The organism is Rhizobium sp. CC-YZS058 (genome assembly GCF_034720595.1).
Lineage (GTDB): Bacteria > Pseudomonadota > Alphaproteobacteria > Rhizobiales > Rhizobiaceae > Ferranicluibacter.
The window spans coordinates 1-17485 of record NZ_JAYESJ010000003.1; the positions used below are offsets into that span (position 1 = coordinate 1).

Below are 17485 nucleotides of genomic sequence, written 5' to 3' on the forward strand. Positions count from 1 at the left end.
GGTCGGAGAGGGAACCCATGATCAGCAGCGAGACGAGCAGGGTTGCCGTATAAACTGCGAAGATGGCTGTGAGGGTCAACGGCGTGAAGCCGATCGCCTGTTGCAGAAGCGGATAGAAGGGCGAGGGAGCGCTGGCGGCCGCCATCATGACCACCATACCCGCCAGAGTGAAGCGGAGGCCGGCGGTCGAATGGGCCGGCGTGTTGGAAAGGACGTTGGGCATGGGGGCTCGATTGTTCGAAATTTTTCGAACGCAAATCTACTGGCAGTCCCCAGACGGTTCAACTAGAATCGAACCATGATCATCGATGAAGCGCCTGCCACCTCTCTCGACCTGCCCCATCCTGACGCCAGCGCGTTGAAGCTGACGCAGGTTCTGTTCGCACTCAGTGATGAAGAGCGCCTGGCGATCGTTCGCCAGCTTGCGGAAGGGCCGCTCGACATGGCGCGGTGTCACCTCTCGGATGCCTCGATCCCGAAGTCGACGAAATCGCATATGATGAAGGTGCTGCGCGAGGCGGGAATCATTCGCAACGAACCCTGCGGCCGCGGCCGTCGCCTGTCGCTGCGCGTGGACGATCTCGAGGCGCGCTTTCCTGGGTTGCTTGCTTCCGTGCTCGCTGCAGTCCCAGAGGCCGACGGCGCAGCCTCTCCGCTCGGTTAGGCCGTTCGCGGGCTACGCCAGATTGGGTTTCGCATGAGAAGACAACCTTTCGTTTCGCTCTTATGCGCTTACCGACGTTCGCGAAACGCAGCTTGAGCAGCGCGCACCTCATCGCGGTGGTCCTCCGTCCATTGGAGGATGGCGCGCAAATGCGGCTCCAGCGAACGACCAAGGGACGAGATCTCGTACACCACCGCCACAGGCGCCGTGCTGACGACGGAGCGGATGATGAAGCCACTTGCCTCTAGCCGGCGGAGGCATTGGGTCAGAGCCTTCTGCGTCACCCCGCTATTGGCGCGCCGAAGCGCATTGAAGCGCATTGGGCCGCTGCAAAGGCAGTCGAGCACCAGCAGCGACCATTTTGATGTGATCTCATCCAGCACTGCACGGTTGAGTTCCAGGCCCTCTCGGGATGAGGACGTCATGGCTCGGGATCCTTCAAGCAACCTGGTAGCAAACAGGTGCGTAATTGCATTCACGTATCATATGTATACCTAAGCAGTCTGCAGCAAAAAGGAGGCAGGCATGTCAGAGCGCGTTGTACGCAAAGCCGGCGGACCCGAGGGTAGTGAAACGGGGAAGACCATCCTGGTTTTCGGGGCCACCGGCCAGCAGGGCGGAGCAGTCGCGAAGGCGTTGATCGCGCGGGGATGGGCTGTCAGCGCGCTCGTGCGCGCGCCCGACCATCCCAAGGCACAGTCGCTGTCGCGGCTGGGCATAACACTCTTTGTCGGCGATTTTTCTGACCCCGGCTCACTCGCCAGCGCAATGAACGGCGTCTATGGCGTCTTTAGCGTCCAGCCGAGTTCCGGCCAGGGCGCTGTCTATAGCATGACGGATGAGCAGGAGATGTTGTACGGGAAGAGGGTTGCCGACATCGCCAATCAGAAAGGTGTCCGTCACTTCGTCTACACCTCTGTCAATGCGGCCGGGCCGGAGAAAACCGGCATGGGCCACTTCGACAGCAAGTCGGAGATCGAGGCACATCTCCGCAGCCTGCCCCTGACAAATACGATCATCCGCCCGTCCGGCTTCATGGAATTGTTGATGCTGCCCGGCATGGGGCTTGATAAGGGGAAATTTCTTTCTTTCGTGCGGCACGATCAGACGGCGCAGGTCATTGCCGTCGAGGATATTGGCAGGATCGTCGCCGCCATTTTTTCTGATCCCGCGCGCTACGGAGGGCGCACCCTGGAGATCGCCGGTGACGAGATCACCGGTCGTCGTCTCGAAGCGAGCCTCAGCCGCGCCTCCGGCCGGCCGATCACCTTCAGTCGCTTCCCCGACGGCCTTCTGCGCGAGAATGCGTTTCTCGGACGTCTCGCCGACCTTTTTGATGACGGGCGGCTGGCTGGTAACGCCGATCTAGAAGCGCTACGCCGCGAATTCGGGCCGTTGCTCAGCTTCGATGATTGGCTGGCCGGACCCGGGCGCCCGCTCCTCGAGAAAGCGTTAACAACACCCAGTACGCCTCTGGCGCTGCGATAGCGTCGTCCGTCGACAGCACATTTTGGCTGCTGTTCTTGCCGTCCCCGGGACGGCCCGGGCGGAGGACGAACCGCGAGAGAAATCAGCTTCAGATGACATTAACTGGAAGACCCGGCATCAGCACTTTGACGATGTCAGGCGAGGCCAGTGTATGCGTTGACACTGCATCTGACGTGGCAAGACCGATGTCGGATCCCTCAATCGAAGTCGTTGCTTCATCATGGAGTTCTTTCAGGGTATCCGGGCACCTCCGCAGGCTACGGGCCAATTCAGGACCGAGGACGGGTGATCTGCGACGGCTGGTCATGTCTTGATGGGCCGCGAAGCGCCTGGGAACTGCATTCATGCAAAGGCTGGTGCTGGACGCTACTTATCAGCATCCGGACATGATTCCCGAATGAGACGGGCGACAGGGTTCTTTCGCGCTGGGTCACGCGCGGGCGCAACGGCAGCACGTTCGAGCTGCCATCGACCGGCGAAGCAACCGAGGCATTCGAAGTCTTTCAGACGCTCCAAGAGGCGGGCGTGTAGGCACGCGGCGCGAATCGGGCCGTGGTCGCTTTGCCGTTCTGAAACTCTGGACGCTGAAATCTCGTACTCGTCCCCGTAATGGAGACGGCATGAGAATTTCAAGAACCGATTGGCTGGCATCCGCTGCCTCAAACCGCAGTCCTCGGCACATGCAGAGCCTCTGCTACCTCATCGCAAACGGTGCGGGCTTCAGCGCAAAAGAGCGATATCTCGCTGAGCGACTGCTGAGAAAAATGGATGGTGTCGTGCAGGAGGCCATTGCAGAAAGGGACCTGTTGCAAGCCATCATTCAGCGATTCATGCAGCTGGAGACGCAGGTAAGGAAGCGGCTCGATCTGCGCTCTCACCAAACTGGTCCTCAGCCAGCTGATCTTTCACGGCCAGCCGAGAGCCATTCTTCCAGCACGTGAGCTCTGACGGGGCGCGACATGAAAAATCCTTGCGCCTCGTTGCATCCCCACAGGCGCAACATGTCATAAGTCACTTGTGTCTCGATGCCCTCCGCCACCACCCTGTAGTGCAAATCGTGCCCCATCGACAGGATCGAGCGGACAAGGGTCCTGTCACGCTCTGACGTTTCCAGGCTACGGATAAAGGCCCTATCGATCTTGAGAACAGACGCCGGGAGGGACTGCAGGTACGAGAGGTTGCTGTAGCCGCTGCCAAAGTCGTCAATCGCGATGACGATGCCTGCGTCTCGCAATGCGTTAAGCTGTTCGACGACCCGCGCAGCGTTCCGAGCTACAGCGCTTTCCGTGAATTCGAACTCCAGCTGACTCGGCTTGGCGTAAGAGGCGCGAATGATGGCCAGTGCCCGTTGAGCGAAATCATGTTCATCAAGGTTGCGGGCTGATATGTTTAGAGAGACCTTCAAGCTGATGCCCCGGGCTTCCCAGGCCACTGCCTGCATTGCCGCCGCACGGATCACCCATTCGGTCAGCGGCCGTACGAGTGCGGTCTCTTCGACTGCCGGAATGAAATCGAATGGTGGGATCGGGCCAAGAACTGGATGCGTCCACCTCAGCAACGCTTCGGCGCCGATACACGCTCCAGATACGAGATCGATCCGTGGTTGGTAATGCAGGGATAGCTGCTCTGGATTGTCCAGGGCGGCCTTGAAGTCATTGATCAGCGTGAAGCTACGGGCGTGCTCATCGTCGCGTCTTGCGGAGTAATCGATCTCCTCACCGTCCGAGGCGATCGAGTCTTCGAGTGCGTTGAACAGTCGGCGCAACACGTCCTGAGGCGCAACCCGCCCCGAGGTAAAGCTGTAGCGGCCGAGTGACGGCTTTGGCAGCACGGGTATCCCGTTGCATTCGATCGGGAGCTCGAGCAGGCTCAAAATATCAGACGTTAGCTTGGGGATGTCCCCTCCGAAGTTGGAGGACAGCAGCAGCACGCATCGGGTAGGTGCCACCTGGTACAGTGTTGCTGAGTTGCCAACCAGTGACCGCAGTTGCGCCACCGCTCCCTGCATAAGAGCATTTGTGAAAGAGGCCCCAAGAACACGCTGCCCATGACCGGTCTGGTCCTGCGATGCAATTTCCAGCAAGAAGGCAGAGATTGCCTCATCCGCTTCGCGCGATGCCAGTTCCTCAAGGTGCTCTAGAAGCGCATACTGATTGGCAAGGCCTGTATTCGCGTCGACCCTTCCGATCGTGTTCTGGAGTTCGACTTGCGCCATGACCATGCCGGCCAGATCACGCAGCACCTGCCGGTCCGCGTCATCCAGTTCGCGCACCTTATCATCGACCACGCAAAGGGTGCCGAGCCCATGGCCCTGTTTTGTAAACAGTGGCGCACCGGCGTAGAACCGGATACCGGCGTTCACCAAAGGGCTGTCGATGAAACGCGGATCGGCTGACAGGTCCGATACGACGAAGACATCATTTCCTTCGATCGCATAAGAGCAGGGGGCTTGCTCGCGCGGGATCTCGGTGATGTCGACGCCGACCTTCGACTTGAACCACTGACGGTCCTGATCGGTCAAAGATATCGTCGATACGGGAGCGTTGAAGAGACGGCTGGCCAAGCGGGTCAGCCGGTCGAAGTTCTCGCTAGGCGATGTGTCGAGGAGGTTCAGGTTCCGTAGAGCGTTCAGCCGAGCCTGCTCATTGTGTGCGAAATCTACGACAAACCCGTCCATCATCAAAACATCCTTCTTGTACGACCTCTTGTCGCAAGCGATGCGTTAAGGCGGAGTATGCCGTCCGGCACGGCTTGCGGCGTGGTTAACACGCTGCTCTGCCGCACTCTTGGCCATTTGACGGGTATCAGAGGGTGACATCCGGGAACGTCTCGGCTGATCTATTCCTACGGTACTGGGGCTCGCCGCGACACCCGCGCCCTTAAAGAGGCGGTTCGCAGTCACACACGCAATTATAGTCCAAGCAATGCTCGTCTTTTCGTAGTCTGTTATGGACCATCTAACGTACGAGACAAGGTTTCTTTCTAGTTTCCGAGTACACCGGAACGCGTCGTGCTACTTCACGCCCGCTTTGATTGCGTTTAAATCCGTGGGGTCTAGACGAGGGCTCAAAAATTCCCGTCGAGGGGGCATGTCAGTTTCCATCCCGGCGCACCGAAAAAATCATTCACAGTATCAGCAAATTCCGGACCAAACTCAGCGGAGCAGGTTCTGCTGCCTTAAAACTTCCCGGGGTGCTGGAGACCTCCAGATCGTCTGGAAACATTCCACAACATTGGACGCCGTGACCGAGACGCCGGGCAGGGCAACCCAGGCTGGCGTCAGGCGATTGAGAAGGGCGGTGACCGTTGTTAAGGCGGCCGTCTGTCCCTGCCGGAACGGCTGCTGGGCCGCGATGGTCACGACGGGGCCGCCGCCCGACAGGCTGATAGCTGCTTCCTTGCCGAGATCTACCGTGCCAATCGAAACGGACAGACCTTTGGAGGCCAAGGCCGCAGCTGCCGCGATTGCGGGCGTATCCCAAACCACGAACAGGCCTTTTAGGCCCGGGTGCTTTTTCGCCAGCGCCGCGGCCGTCGTGCCAGCAAGGGCAAGAGCAGGGAAGCGGGCGACGTGCAGTCGATGGCGAGGACGGTTGATCCGCATCCATTTGACGAAGGCGATCTCGCGCTCGTTGGTCGCGAAGAAGTCCGAGTCGTAGCCGAGCACCCCCACATCGCCTTCCTCGCCGAGATGCGGCGCAAGACCTTCTGCCGCCATCTTGCCCAGGCCGAAATTGTCGGCGGAGATCAAAGACACGTAGTCCTTGCCCGGCAGCAGGCCCGTCGGGACATTGTCGAGCAGCACGAGCTTGATCCCGGCCGCGGAAACGCGGGCATGGGCGGCAGCGACTGTCGCATTGGCGACCGGCAGGGAAATGATCGCGTCCGGTGCTTCACGGATAAGCCGGTCCAGCGCCTCGATCTGAACCTCGGGCGTGAAGCCGCAATCAACCACGTCGATGACCGCCACACCGCAATCGCCGAGCGTTCCCACGATGCCTGCCAGCTGTTGCTTCGCCCAGTCGCTTGCGAGCGTATGAAGTACGATTGCAACGCGAAGGCCGGCAGCCCGTGCACGTGCCTTGTCCTCAGGCAAGAGCAGGACCCGTTCAGGGGCAGAGGCGCGTTCGCCGTGGGGTCCCAGGCCTTCAATCACCATTGGCGCACCTCATGCTTTCGGAGGCGGCACGACTGCGGCGACGTCTGCAGCCTGCGTCTCCAATCGGCCGCGAAGGGCTTCGAACTGCGGATGCGCCTGCGGGCGCCCTGCCATGATCCAATCCCGTAGAACCGCGGGTGAAAACAGGCTTTCCACGGCCACGATGGCCGCGCCAACGAGACCGGAGGAGCTGCCCATCTGAGAGCGGATGATCTGCAGATCCCGGCTGACCAGCGGGTGGGACGCGCCGTAGATGGCTTCGCGGGCCGCCGCCAAAAGGATGTCGTTGCTCTGGGCGATCGATCCGGAGAGCACAATCAGTTCGGGATTCAGCATGTTTGCCAGCGTCGCGACGACCTGGCCAATCATGCGCCCGCTTTGCGAGAGGATCTCGATCGCTGCGGCGTCGCCCATATGTGCAGCTTGCGCCACTTCGACGGCGGTGATCTCGCCGCCGCGCCGGACATGGTCCGACAAGATCGCGCTCAGACCCCTGTCCGCCTGAGCGCGGCCTTCACGGATGATCGCTTCCGAGCCAGCCATCGTTTCCAGCGTCCCGTGCCGCTCGCCGTAGCTGACCGGCACGGAGCCGATCAGTCCGACCGCGCCCTGGGCACCCCGAAAGAGGACGCCATCGTTGACCAGTCCAGCACCGATCCGCTTGCCTACCTTGACGAACAGCATGGTCCGACGGCCGGAGCCTGCGCCGGAGTGAAATTCCCCCATCGTCATCGTCTCGACGCTCGACCGTAGCCAGATCGGAACATCGAAGGCGTCCACCAATTTTTCAACCAGGAGAAAACTCTCCCAACCCGGCAGAACCGGCGGCGTTTCATCCTGAAAGAAACTTCCGCCGCTTTCCGTCACCACCCCGGGTACAGAAATAGAAATTCCCCAGAGTTCACCTGATCCCTGCTGCATGTCGAGAATCCAGCGGAAGAGGGTCGTCAGGCGATCGAGGAGAGCGGAGGCTGGCTGTGTCAAGTCGGCCGCCTCGTGGTGCTCCATCTTCAGATTACCACCGAGATCGGCAAGACCGACGCCGAGGGCCGTCTGGTCAAGTGTGGCGACGAGGATGCTGCCGCGACTGGCGGAGAACCGCACCAATCGCGGTGCGCGGCCGCCGGTCGCAGTTCCAAGCTCGCTTTCGTCCACGAACCCAAGATCCGTCAGCGTGCTTAGCCGGTCTGCCACGACAGCGCGCCCGAGTTCGCTCTGGCGCTCAAGCTCCTGACGGGTCGTGGCCCTCTCGGTTCGCACCAGGCTCAGGATTTCCACGAGGCTTGGCGCAGCCGTCTCTGCCGTGCGCGGCCGTCCTTTTCGGCGCGGTTGCACAGTGGCCTCATTCTTGGCCGTGGAAGGCATTTCCGATTCCTTTCAGCGCGAAGCAGGCGCTCAAACTCTTGATAATTCCGGCGCTTGCGGCGCGCAACCCAAAACTTCTGCATTAAATCAGCATAAGTACGGTGGTAAATGCATAAATATTGTTGACAAGCGCCTTATTTCGGCGCATTCAAGTCTCGCATTGGATGGAAATGTCTTTGGGAGGAGATGGCCATGGATGGTTGCAAGCTGGCCTATCACGCCAATTGTTGGGGCGACTTGGGTGGAAACGCTGTTGGCGTTACCTCGATCACGCAGCTTGCCTATCGCACCTTCGGCGACATGCGGCGCGCCTTTGCCGATATCGCCACGGCGGGGTACGAGGGTGTCGAGCTGTTCGATGGAAATCTGCTCGATTTCCCGGTGGGCGATATGCGCGCCCTGCTCGACGACACTGGTCTCTCGCTTGTCGCGACCTATGCTGGCGGAAACTTTATCTTCGACGATATCCTTCCGGAAGAGCTGGCCCGCGTGACTCGTGCCGCAGACCGGGCTGCCGAGCTCGGTGCTCCGCATCTGGTTGTCGGCGGCGGGGCGAAGCGCTTCGACGGTACCCGAGAGGCAGACTTCCACAAGCTTGCCGCCGCTCTCGATCGTGTCGATGAACTGGCGAAGGCGCGAGGCCTCAGCGCACATTATCATCCGCATCTATCGACCATCGTCGAGGGGCCGGCAGAGGTCGCCAAGATCTTCGCTCTCACGGGTATCGGTTTCTGTCCGGACACGGCGCATCTTGCTGCGGCCGGTGGCGATCCTGCCGTGCTCATCCGAGAGCATGCCGCGCGGATCACCTATGTCCATCTCAAGGGCTTGCAGCGCGAACCCTTCGCTTTCACACCGCTCGATCGGGGTGACGTGCCGACGGACAGCATCGTTGCCGCCTTGCGCGAGGTCGGCTTCGAGGGCTGGATCTGCGCTGAACTCGATGCCTGGCTCGACCCGTTGGAGGGCGCTCGTGCCAGCATGACTTATCTGAAATCGGCCCGTCTCAAGAAAGATTGAAGGCCGCTGGGGCAAGGCCCCATCCACGGGAGGAAACCATGATTACCAGACGCATTCTCTTATGCTCCGCGGCTATCGCGGCAGCTCTCTCCATCGCGGCTCCGACGCGTGCCGCCGATCCCGATGCCGCGCTTGCCAAGCTGCAGGAGACGGTTCTCTCGAAGGGGCCGTCGGGTGAGGACCCGTCGCCAGCCTCCGCCATCACGCTGACCGATGAGGAGTTGGCCAAGGTCAAGGGCATGAATGCAACGGCTGCCATCGTCATGCATTACGGCGGCAACGACTGGTCCCGCGCCCAGATCAATGGCTTGCAGACGCAGTTTGCCGCAATGGGCATCAAGGTGATTGCAGTCACCGATGCCGGCTTCAAGCCGGAAAAGCAGGTGGCCGATCTCGAAACCATCATGGCGCAGAAGCCGAACATCATCGTTTCGATCCCGACCGATCCGACCGCGACAGCGTCTGCTTACAAAGCCGCAGCGGATGCCGGCACCAAGCTCGTCTTCATGGACAATGTGCCGGCCGGCTTTAAGGCAGGCACGGACTACACGTCCGTGGTCTCGGCCGACAATTATGGCAATGGTGTCGCTGCCGCACATCTCATGGCCAAGGCTCTGGGTGGCAAGGGCGAGATCGGCCTGGTGTTCCACGCCGCGGATTTCTTTGTGACCAAGCAGCGCTACGACGCCTTCAAGAAAACGATCACTACCGACTATCCGGAGATCAAGATTGTCGCCGAACAGGGCATCGGCGGCCCCGATTTTTCCGGTGATGCCGAAAAGGCTGCCGGTGCCATTCTGACATCTAACCCGAATATCAACGGCATCTGGGCAGTCTGGGATGTCCCGGCCGAAGGCGTTATCGCCGCCGCACGCAACGCAGGGCGGGAGGACCTGATCATTACCACCATCGACCTCGGCGAAAACGTCGCGATCTCAATGGCGCAGAACGGTTTCGTCAAGGGCCTAGGCGCTCAGCGCCCCTATGATGCAGGCGTCGTCGAAGCCAAGCTTGCCGGTTATGCGCTGATCGGCAAGGAGGCCCCGGCCTTTGTTGCTCTGCCAGCCCTGCCAGTCACCCGTGACACTTTGAAGGATGCCTGGAAGACGGTCTACTCGACCGAGGCGACGGACAATATCAAGTCTAGTCTCGGCAATTGATAGCCTAGCGGGACGCGCGGCAACTGTGTGCCCCGCGTCCCCTGTTAGACCCGGTTGAAGGCAATCGCTGATCCCACCGGCACAGTCAGCAGCCCTTAGCTGCACCAATCAGGAGAAACCTCGATGACGAGAGTGATGAACGTCGCCATGATCGGCGGCGGCTTCATGGGCAAGGCGCATGCCATGGCCTATGCCGCCATGCCGATGTTCTTCTGGCCCGCCCCGGCCATTCCGCACCGCAAGGTGGTGGTGGATGTGACCGATGGCATGGCCGAGGAAGCCCGCCAGCGCTTCGGCTTCGAGGAAGCCTCCTCGGACTGGCGCGCCACCGTCAACCGGCCGGATGTGGATGTGGTCGATATCTGCACGCCGAACAATGTCCATGCCGAAATCGCCATCGAGGCGGCGAAGGCCGGCAAGCACATCATCTGTGAAAAGCCGCTGGCCCGCACCGTCGAGGAAGCCCGCGCCATGGCCGAAGCCGTCCGATCCGCCGGCGTCACCAACATGGTGGCCTTCAATTACCGCCGCACGCCAGCTGTTGCGCTGGCGAAGAAATACATCGAGGAAGGCCGGATCGGCCGCATCCTGAACTTCCGTGGCACCTATCTGCAGGACTGGTCGGCGGATCCGGATTCGCCGCTCTCCTGGCGCTTCCAGAAAAAGATCGCCGGTTCCGGCGCCGTCGGCGATATCGGCACGCATGTGGTCGATCTTGCGCACTACCTCGTCGGGCCAATCGCGGAAGTTATTGCGCTGACCACCACATACAACAAGAGCCGCCCGCTGCAGCAAGGTGGCATAGACAAGCTGGGTGCAGCAGAAAAAGCGGCCGATGCCGAACGCGGCGATGTGGATGTCGACGATGAGGTCGTTTCCATGCTCAAGTTTGCCAATGGCGCGATCGGCAGCCTCGAGGCGACCCGCAACGCCTATGGCCGAAATAACTTCATCACGCTTGAGATCCACGGCACGAAGGGTTCGATCCACTTCAACTATGAGCGCCGCGATGAGTTGCAGGTCATGTTCGCGGACGATCCTGCCGATGCAAGGGGTTTCCGCACCGTGTATACGGGTCCGGCGCATCCTTATGGTGGCGGTCTCTGGCCGATCCCCGGCCTCGGCATCGGGTATTCGGAAACGAAGATCGTCGAGTGCTATGATTTCTTCCAGGCGATCGCCAAGGGCAGGCCGGCGAGCCCGAATTTCGAAGACGGTCTGCTGACCGAACTCGTGGCCGATGCCTTCATCCGTTCCGGCGAGAGCGGTGTATGGGAGAGAGTGGGATGACCACGCCCGTCGCTGCCGTCCGGATGACCGGCATCTCGAAAACCTTCGGGGGCGTCCGCGCCCTTGAAGGCGTCGATCTGGAGGTAATGCCCGGTGAGGTCCACGCCCTTCTGGGCGGCAACGGCGCAGGCAAATCCACGATCCTTAAAATCCTGAACGGCGTCCACAAGCCGGATGAGGGCAGGGTCGTTGTCGCCGGCCATGAACTGACGGCGCATACGCCGGACGAGTCGCGCACCGCCGGTATTGCCATGAACTACCAGGAAATGAGCCTGATCCCGACGCTGACCGTAGCGCAGAACGTGTTCCTGACACGCGAAAGCCGCACCGTCGCGGGCTTGATCCACGATGCCGAGGCGGAGCGCCGCGCGGCGGACCTTTTTGCATTGCTTGAAGTCTCCGTCGATCCCAAGGCACTGGTCGGTGATCTCGGCGCCGGACAGAAACAGCTGACCGAGATTGCCAAGGCGATTTCTCAGAATGCGAAGGTTCTGGTGCTCGACGAGCCGTCGACGGCACTGGCCGTCTCCGACGTCGAGCGCCTGTTTTCCTTCCTGCGGAAGCTCAAGGCACAGGGCGTCGCGATCATTTATGTCAGCCATCGCATGGACGAGATTGCCCGCATTGCTGACCGCGCAACCATCCTCCGTGACGGCAAGCATGTCATCACAGCGCCGCTTTCCGAACTGCCGATCGACACCATGATCGAACATATTGTCGGCAAGCGCTCCAAGGGTCTCTCGGATGTCGTGCGCGGCTCGTCGGTCTGGGGTGAGGTTCTGCTGGAGGTTTCCGATCTCAGCGGCGTGCACAAACCGGACCATGTCTCCTTTACGCTTCATGCGGGCGAGGTCCTGGGCCTCGCAGGGCTGCTTGGCTCGGGACGGTCCTCGCTCGCCCGGCTCCTCGCCGGCATAGAACCCGCAGCCAGCGGCTCGATCCAGATCAGGGGCAGGGCGGCCACAATCCGCAAGCCCGGCGATGCGATCGCCAACGGCGTGGCCCTGGTGCCGGAAGCGCGCGCGACACAGGGCATCATCCCAGCGCATACTGTCGCCTCCAACATGGTGCTCGCCGTCATCGAGCGGCTGTCGCGCGCCGGCTTGGTCGACCGCAAAGCGGTGGCTGATCTCACCGATAAACAGATCAGCCGGCTTTCAATCAAAACCGCCAGCAGGGATCATGCCGTATCCACCCTTTCCGGCGGGAACCAGCAGAAGGTGGTGATCGGCAAGTGGCTGGCCACCGATCCCGATATCCTGATCCTTGACGAACCAACCGCCGGGATCGACATCGGCTCGAAGGCTGAAATCATTCGGCTGGTGCGTGACCTCGCCGCCTCCGGCAAGGCGGTCATCATGATCTCTTCGGAGCTGTCGGAATTGCTGACGGCCTGCGACCGCATCCTGGTCATGGCGGACGGCCGCGTCCACGCCGATCTTCCGCGCGAGACTTTCGACGACCCTACCGTGCCGGCCGAAGACATGGCGCATCGCCTGCAGGCAGCAGAGCAGAAGCTGCAGACCGAGATACAGCGGGCGCTCGCGGCCCAGGAGACATTCAATGCTTAAGTCTTTCGCTGCCAACTGGCGCCAGAACATCATCTATATTGGCTTCATCGCCATCTTTGTCGTCTTCGCGGTGGCGTTGAACGACAAGGGATTCCTCACGCCCAACAACCTGCTGAACATCGTTCGCCAGACGGCGATGATCGCGGTCATGGCAATCGCCATGACCTTCGTGTTGTCGGCAGGCGAGATCGATCTTTCGGTCGGTGCAGTCGCTGGCCTGACGACGGTGACCGTTGCCATGGCCATCGCCGTCGGCGGACCCATTGCCGGCGTGCTGGCTGGGATCGCCACGGGACTCGCAGTCGGCGCCTTCAATGGCTGGCTGACGACCCGCATCGGCATACCGTCCTTCCTTACGACGCTGGCAATGATGGGAATTGCCAAGGGCGTGGCGATGTGGATCTCGGCGACAGCGGCTGTTCCGATCCTCTCGCCCGGCTATACTTGGCTGTTCGGCGGCGGCAATTTCGGTCGGATCCCCGTGCTATTGATCTGGATGGTGGTGCTCGGCGTGATCGGCCATATTGTGCTGCGGCGCACCGGCTTTGGGCGGCGCGTGCTGGCGACGGGCGGCGGCGAAACTGCAGCCCGCTATTCCGGTATCGACACCCGCAATATCAAGTTCAAGGTCCTCGTCATGTCGTCCTCCGCGGCGGCTCTGGCGGGCATGCTCTATGCAGGCCGCCTGCAGTCAGGCCGCTTCCAGCTCGGCGAAGGCGACGAGCTCTCAGTCATCGCGGCGGCAGTGCTTGGCGGCACGAGCCTGTTCGGCGGCAAGGGCACAGTCGTCGGAACCATCGTCGGTGCGCTGATGATCGGCTTGATCAACAACGGGCTCATCCTCATGGGGCTGGAATTTAGCCAGCAGCTGATTGCCCGCGGCGGCATCATCATCCTCGCTGTCGCGCTTAGCCAGAAGAGGACCGCATCATGACCGTCACCATCATCGGAACGGTAACGGCGCGTCCAGACTGTCGCGATGAGCTGGAGGCCATACTCAGCAGACAGGTCGCCCCGACACGGTCGGAAGCCGGATGCATCAATTACGATTTCCATGTCGACGCGGCTGACGCGTGTGTCTTTGTTTTCTACGAGAACTGGCGAAGCCAGGAAGACCTGGATCAGCACATGAAAATGCCGCATCTCGTGCCGCTCCTGTCTGAGATGGACAGACTTCTGGCAAAGCCGATCGAGATCCGGCACCTGCGGATGTTCGGTTGCCTTGCCACCTAAGCAAGCTTCGCGGGGCTGCGCTTCTTGCGCGGAAAGGCGCAGCCAGATGCGCTCTGATCTCAATTTGGTGGATCTTGTCAGTCAAGAGCGTGAGGATTGCATATTGCCATTCCCGGATCTCGTATTGTGATGATGGCTTCGGCGAAACATGCAGCAGCTTTGCACCCAAAGCTGAAGAGGCAATCGCCAGGTTGTCGTTTGCTGCGATCGTGTCCCAAAACGTGGTGTGGCTGCATTCATAGCTGATCCGAGAGATGATCGGCGTTGCCGCTGATGGCGCTGAAGGGCGGGAAGACCGGCATGGGCCAGACGAGAGGAATGGCTTCCGGCTCGCCCAGTGCAACGGCTATCGCGACCGGGACTGGGAGACGCGTGCAGGAACCGTCGAGTCGCGCAGTCCCAAGCTCCGCACGAACAGCCACTCCCCGAGGCTCCTAGAGCCGCGCCGGAGACGGGGATGCCCTGACTGCGGTGATACAAGAGGCCTAGATCCAGGGCTGTTCGACCGGATCCGTGGATGACCACAGCGCAAACGAGGTTTGTCGCAACCTCAAGGCGCTGGGCATGTCGGGCATTTCCAAGAGCCAGGTATTCCGGTTCTGCGAAGAGATTGACGACAAGGTAAAGGCCTATCTCGACAGGCCGACCGGAGGCAAATACCCTTACCGGTGCATTATTGCCATCTGTCTGAAGGATCGTCGCGGCGGTCGCATCGTCTCGGTCGCTGTCATCATCTTCTTGGGGGTGAACACCGATGGCCGACGCGAGGTGCCGGGCTTGGAGATCGGCACATCCGAAGCCGAGCCGAGCTGGACAGAGCTTCTGTGCAAGGTGCCGAGGCGAGGGGCTCGGCGGCATGGACCTCGTGGTGTTCGATGCCATAAGGGCATCAAGGCAGCCGTGTCGAAGGTGCTTTCCGCTCCCTGGCAGAGGAGGAGGGTTCACTTTCGGCGCAATGCAGTGGGCCGTGCGGGGTAGAGCGGCCGGTGCGTCGTGTCGAGATGGCAAATCGAAATCGGGCGGCGGCCCGCAGGGTGGTGTCCGCAACCGCTCCTATCAGACGGAAGCGCTGCGCCTTTGAACTGCAGCCTAAGAGCGCTGCGTCGCGCGGGACCTGCGGACTTTTCCGGAAACTCAGGCCGACCTGAACTGGCTCGCTGGAAATGGTTTCAGGAGCGGGGCTGCCCGTCTCCGCCGCGCCCTCTCACGTTACAATCCTCGAGAAACAGAGACCGCTTTCAGCCAGGCGCTCTCTTCTCCCACCTGCCAAAACGCACGGCGAAGCTGCCCCATCAGGCGACGTCATACGCACACGCACCTATCCTGCTTTATCCGTGAACGTAGATCGCGCAACACCCCACGGTTCAACCTTCCCAAATGTACAACATTTTGGACACGATTAGCCTTGATGACCACTAGAATGAACAGCACTTGACGAACCATCAACCTCGTGGCTGAATGTACAAAATTATGGGCATAAGCCCGTTTCACGTCCACTCGAATGAACAATCGATAATCGTGTCCCGTCAAAGAGTCTATTCCAGGATCACACTCCAGGCGCTCATTATGCTCGGCAAGCTGATCCGCGTTGGGCGGACTCAGCGCGGCCTGACCGCGCAGGATCTGGCAGACCGCGCCGGTATCAGCCGCACGACCTTGTCCAGCATCGAAAAAGGCGCGCCAGGTCCCGAGATCGGCATCGTCTTCGAAGTCGCCTCCATCGTCGGCATACGCCTCTTCGACTACGACGAGCGCATGGTCCAGATGCACAATGCCCGCCTCGACGAAAAACTGACCCTGCTGCCCAGAAGCGTCCGCAACGCCGTGAAGGAGGTCGATGATGACTTCTGAGGCGGATGCTCGCGAAGCCTTCGTCTGGGTCTGGCTCCCGGGCGCAACGGAGCCGGTGGTTGCGGCCCGCCTCGATCAGGATGGCGAGCGCCTGCTCTTCACCTACGGGGCGAGCTACCGTCGCCGAAAAAGCGCCATTCCCATCTACGAGCCGGAACTGCCCCTCCAGGAAGGCACCATGGCGCCCATTCACGGCCTATCGATGGCCAGCTGCATCCGCGACGGCTCGCCGGACGCGTGGGGACGCCGCGTCATCATCAATCGGCTGACGGGCAAGAAACCTGATGCTGCCGGCCTACCCGAAATCAGCGAGCTCACCTTCCTGCTGCAGTCAGGCTCCGACCGGATTGGCGCTCTCGATTTCCAGGCATCGTCCACAGAATATATCCCCCGCCTTGCAGCACAGGCATCGCTTGACGAGCTTATGGAGGCAGCGACCCTCATTGAAGAAGGCGTCCCCTTGCCCCCGGCACTCGACCAGGCAATCAATCACGGCACGTCGATCGGCGGCGCGCGTCCCAAGGCACTGATCAATGACGGCGCGAAGAAATTCATCGCCAAATTCTCGGCCGCCAATGATACCTATAGCGTCGTAAAGGCCGAATTCATCGCGATGAAGCTGGCATCTGCCTGCGGACTGAACGCCGCGTTGGTATCGATGACTCGCGCCGCCCAAAAGGATGTGCTGCTTATCGAGCGCTTTGACCGCACACACACGAAAGGCGGTTGGACACGGCACGCTATGGTCTCAGCACTGACCATGCTTGGCCTTGACGAGATGATGGCACGCTACGCTTCCTACGAAGACCTAGCCGAACTCATCCGCCACCGCTTCAATGACCCAAAAGACACGCTCAAGGAGCTCTACGGACGGATGTGCTTCAACGTGCTGTGCGGCAATACAGACGACCACGCCCGCAACCATGCCGCCTTCTGGGACGGCAAGATGCTCACGATCACGCCGGCCTACGACATCTGCCCTCAGGGCCGCACCGGCAGTGAAGCGACGCAAGCCATGCTCATCAAGGGCGAGGGCCGCGCCAGCACGCTCGCTACGTTGCTCGCCGCCGCGCCCGATTATCACTTGAGGGAGGCGGAAGCCGCCGCGCTGATCGAACAGCAGATCACAACCATCGCCACCCTCTGGAAAGAGGTCTGCGACGAAGCCGACCTCAGCCCCGTCGACCGCAAGCTGTTCGCCGGACGACAGTTTCTCAACAGCTATGCTCTCGACGGCCTCGATACCCACAAGGCGCTACAGGACACCTTTTACAACGGCCGCAACACGCTGCTCACAAGCGCAGGCGCCTGAGCTGACAGCGCAAGGCAGCTCGAAAGACGCGCATGGCAGAAACCCTCTCTCCGCTTCCTCGGACATGCCCCATGGGCTGCCGAGCAACCCGCCTCCGGCATCATTTTCATGGCAGCCGCCACCAAGCGACCGCAGGCCTGCTCGGTCATTTGGCGTCTGTCTCTGACCTTTGCACCGTCGACCGACTCGGGTTCAAATAGCGCGGGGACGGGCTGGCTGACGGGGTTTTTCACGATGGAGATATCCACGGGAGTACGCAGTCCAGGCCTTATCGCAGAGGCTGAAGACGATCAAAGGCGCGTCAATGCTGCCGAAAACCCCTTTCGCAAACTTTACCGCAAAAACGCCGTGCCGGTCGGATCCGTCGATGCT

15 protein-coding genes and 2 pseudogenes are annotated in these 17485 nt (G+C 60.9%); 11 read left to right on the top strand and 6 right to left on the bottom strand.

Annotation, left to right across the window (positions count from 1 at the left end; all coding sequences use genetic code 11):
• Nucleotides 1-223, bottom strand: a pseudogene (locus tag U8330_RS20735) (MFS transporter); the annotation flags it as partial.
• Nucleotides 224-298: 75 nt separating this feature from the next.
• Between U8330_RS20735 and U8330_RS20740 the strand changes: the two are divergent.
• Nucleotides 299-664: an ArsR family transcriptional regulator gene (locus U8330_RS20740; protein WP_323107481.1), complete on the top strand. Its 366-nt coding sequence runs from the start codon at nucleotides 299-301 to the stop codon at nucleotides 662-664.
• A gap of 68 nt (nucleotides 665-732) precedes the next feature.
• On the opposite strand, the gene U8330_RS20745 is transcribed toward U8330_RS20740, so the two are convergent.
• Nucleotides 733-1089, bottom strand: coding sequence for a helix-turn-helix domain-containing protein (locus U8330_RS20745; RefSeq protein WP_323107482.1), 357 nt, complete (start codon nucleotides 1087-1089; stop codon nucleotides 733-735).
• Between the two features lie 100 nt (nucleotides 1090-1189).
• Here U8330_RS20745 and U8330_RS20750 point away from each other — a divergent pair, with 100 nt between their 5' ends.
• Nucleotides 1190-2152 carry an NmrA/HSCARG family protein gene (locus U8330_RS20750; RefSeq protein WP_323107483.1) on the top strand — a complete coding sequence of 321 codons (963 nt, stop codon included), beginning with the start codon at nucleotides 1190-1192 and terminating at the stop codon, nucleotides 2150-2152.
• Nucleotides 2153-2811: 659 nt separating this feature from the next.
• On the opposite strand, the gene U8330_RS20755 is transcribed toward U8330_RS20750, so the two are convergent.
• The 4 genes from U8330_RS20755 to U8330_RS20770 form a co-directional block, all read right to left on the bottom strand.
• Entirely contained in the window at nucleotides 2812-3030 is a 219-nt protein-coding gene (locus tag U8330_RS20755; RefSeq protein ID WP_323107484.1) for a hypothetical protein, read from the bottom strand.
• Between the two features lie 11 nt (nucleotides 3031-3041).
• Nucleotides 3042-4832: an EAL domain-containing protein gene (locus tag U8330_RS20760; protein ID WP_323107485.1), complete on the bottom strand. Its 1791-nt coding sequence runs from the start codon at nucleotides 4830-4832 to the stop codon at nucleotides 3042-3044.
• Nucleotides 4833-5306: 474 nt separating this feature from the next.
• Entirely contained in the window at nucleotides 5307-6311 is a 1005-nt protein-coding gene (locus U8330_RS20765; RefSeq protein WP_323107486.1) for a substrate-binding domain-containing protein, read from the bottom strand.
• A gap of 9 nt (nucleotides 6312-6320) precedes the next feature.
• Nucleotides 6321-7676 carry an ROK family protein gene (locus U8330_RS20770; RefSeq protein ID WP_323107487.1) on the bottom strand — a complete coding sequence of 452 codons (1356 nt, stop codon included), beginning with the start codon at nucleotides 7674-7676 and terminating at the stop codon, nucleotides 6321-6323.
• Nucleotides 7677-7868: 192 nt separating this feature from the next.
• Here U8330_RS20770 and U8330_RS20775 point away from each other — a divergent pair, with 192 nt between their 5' ends.
• The 9 genes and pseudogenes from U8330_RS20775 (at nucleotide 7869) to U8330_RS20815 (ending at nucleotide 17113) form a co-directional block, all read left to right on the top strand.
• Nucleotides 7869-8696, top strand: a complete 828-nt coding sequence (locus tag U8330_RS20775) for a sugar phosphate isomerase/epimerase family protein (protein WP_323107488.1) — start codon at nucleotides 7869-7871, stop codon at nucleotides 8694-8696.
• A 38-nt stretch (nucleotides 8697-8734) separates the two neighbouring features.
• Entirely contained in the window at nucleotides 8735-9856 is a 1122-nt protein-coding gene (locus U8330_RS20780; RefSeq protein ID WP_323107489.1) for a substrate-binding domain-containing protein, read from the top strand.
• A 123-nt stretch (nucleotides 9857-9979) separates the two neighbouring features.
• The gene (locus U8330_RS20785) at nucleotides 9980-11146 is read left to right on the top strand and encodes a Gfo/Idh/MocA family oxidoreductase (protein WP_323107490.1); all 1167 of its coding nucleotides are present in this window, start codon (nucleotides 9980-9982) and stop codon (nucleotides 11144-11146) included.
• Nucleotides 11143-12717: a sugar ABC transporter ATP-binding protein gene (locus U8330_RS20790; protein ID WP_323107491.1), complete on the top strand. Its 1575-nt coding sequence runs from the start codon at nucleotides 11143-11145 to the stop codon at nucleotides 12715-12717. Before U8330_RS20785 ends, U8330_RS20790 begins: the two co-directional genes overlap by 4 nt.
• Nucleotides 12710-13651: an ABC transporter permease gene (locus tag U8330_RS20795; RefSeq protein ID WP_323107492.1), complete on the top strand. Its 942-nt coding sequence runs from the start codon at nucleotides 12710-12712 to the stop codon at nucleotides 13649-13651. The genes U8330_RS20790 and U8330_RS20795 overlap by 8 nt, the downstream gene beginning before the upstream one ends.
• Nucleotides 13648-13950: a putative quinol monooxygenase gene (locus U8330_RS20800; RefSeq protein ID WP_323107493.1), complete on the top strand. Its 303-nt coding sequence runs from the start codon at nucleotides 13648-13650 to the stop codon at nucleotides 13948-13950. The genes U8330_RS20795 and U8330_RS20800 overlap by 4 nt, the downstream gene beginning before the upstream one ends.
• Before the next feature lie 242 nt (nucleotides 13951-14192).
• A pseudogene (locus tag U8330_RS20805) lies at nucleotides 14193-14925 on the top strand (transposase); the annotation flags it as partial.
• Nucleotides 14926-15516: 591 nt separating this feature from the next.
• Nucleotides 15517-15801: a helix-turn-helix transcriptional regulator gene (locus tag U8330_RS20810; protein ID WP_323107494.1), complete on the top strand. Its 285-nt coding sequence runs from the start codon at nucleotides 15517-15519 to the stop codon at nucleotides 15799-15801.
• Complete coding sequence (locus U8330_RS20815; protein WP_323107783.1) at nucleotides 15791-17113, top strand: type II toxin-antitoxin system HipA family toxin; 1323 nt, start codon at nucleotides 15791-15793, stop codon at nucleotides 17111-17113. The genes U8330_RS20810 and U8330_RS20815 overlap by 11 nt, the downstream gene beginning before the upstream one ends.
• The last annotated feature ends 372 nt before the right edge of the window (nucleotides 17114-17485 follow it).

Coding starts and splice junctions, on each gene's coding strand:
- U8330_RS20740 (WP_323107481.1), top strand. CDS start 299: ATGATCATCGATGAAGCGCCTGCCACCTCTCTCGACCTGCCCCATCCT.
- U8330_RS20745 (WP_323107482.1), bottom strand. CDS start 1,089: ATGACGTCCTCATCCCGAGAGGGCCTGGAACTCAACCGTGCAGTGCTG.
- U8330_RS20750 (WP_323107483.1), top strand. CDS start 1,190: ATGTCAGAGCGCGTTGTACGCAAAGCCGGCGGACCCGAGGGTAGTGAA.
- U8330_RS20760 (WP_323107485.1), bottom strand. CDS start 4,832: ATGATGGACGGGTTTGTCGTAGATTTCGCACACAATGAGCAGGCTCGG.
- U8330_RS20765 (WP_323107486.1), bottom strand. CDS start 6,311: ATGGTGATTGAAGGCCTGGGACCCCACGGCGAACGCGCCTCTGCCCCT.
- U8330_RS20770 (WP_323107487.1), bottom strand. CDS start 7,676: ATGCCTTCCACGGCCAAGAATGAGGCCACTGTGCAACCGCGCCGAAAA.
- U8330_RS20775 (WP_323107488.1), top strand. CDS start 7,869: ATGGATGGTTGCAAGCTGGCCTATCACGCCAATTGTTGGGGCGACTTG.
- U8330_RS20780 (WP_323107489.1), top strand. CDS start 8,735: ATGATTACCAGACGCATTCTCTTATGCTCCGCGGCTATCGCGGCAGCT.
- U8330_RS20785 (WP_323107490.1), top strand. CDS start 9,980: ATGACGAGAGTGATGAACGTCGCCATGATCGGCGGCGGCTTCATGGGC.
- U8330_RS20790 (WP_323107491.1), top strand. CDS start 11,143: ATGACCACGCCCGTCGCTGCCGTCCGGATGACCGGCATCTCGAAAACC.
- U8330_RS20795 (WP_323107492.1), top strand. CDS start 12,710: ATGCTTAAGTCTTTCGCTGCCAACTGGCGCCAGAACATCATCTATATT.
- U8330_RS20800 (WP_323107493.1), top strand. CDS start 13,648: ATGACCGTCACCATCATCGGAACGGTAACGGCGCGTCCAGACTGTCGC.
- U8330_RS20810 (WP_323107494.1), top strand. CDS start 15,517: ATGCTCGGCAAGCTGATCCGCGTTGGGCGGACTCAGCGCGGCCTGACC.
- U8330_RS20815 (WP_323107783.1), top strand. CDS start 15,791: ATGACTTCTGAGGCGGATGCTCGCGAAGCCTTCGTCTGGGTCTGGCTC.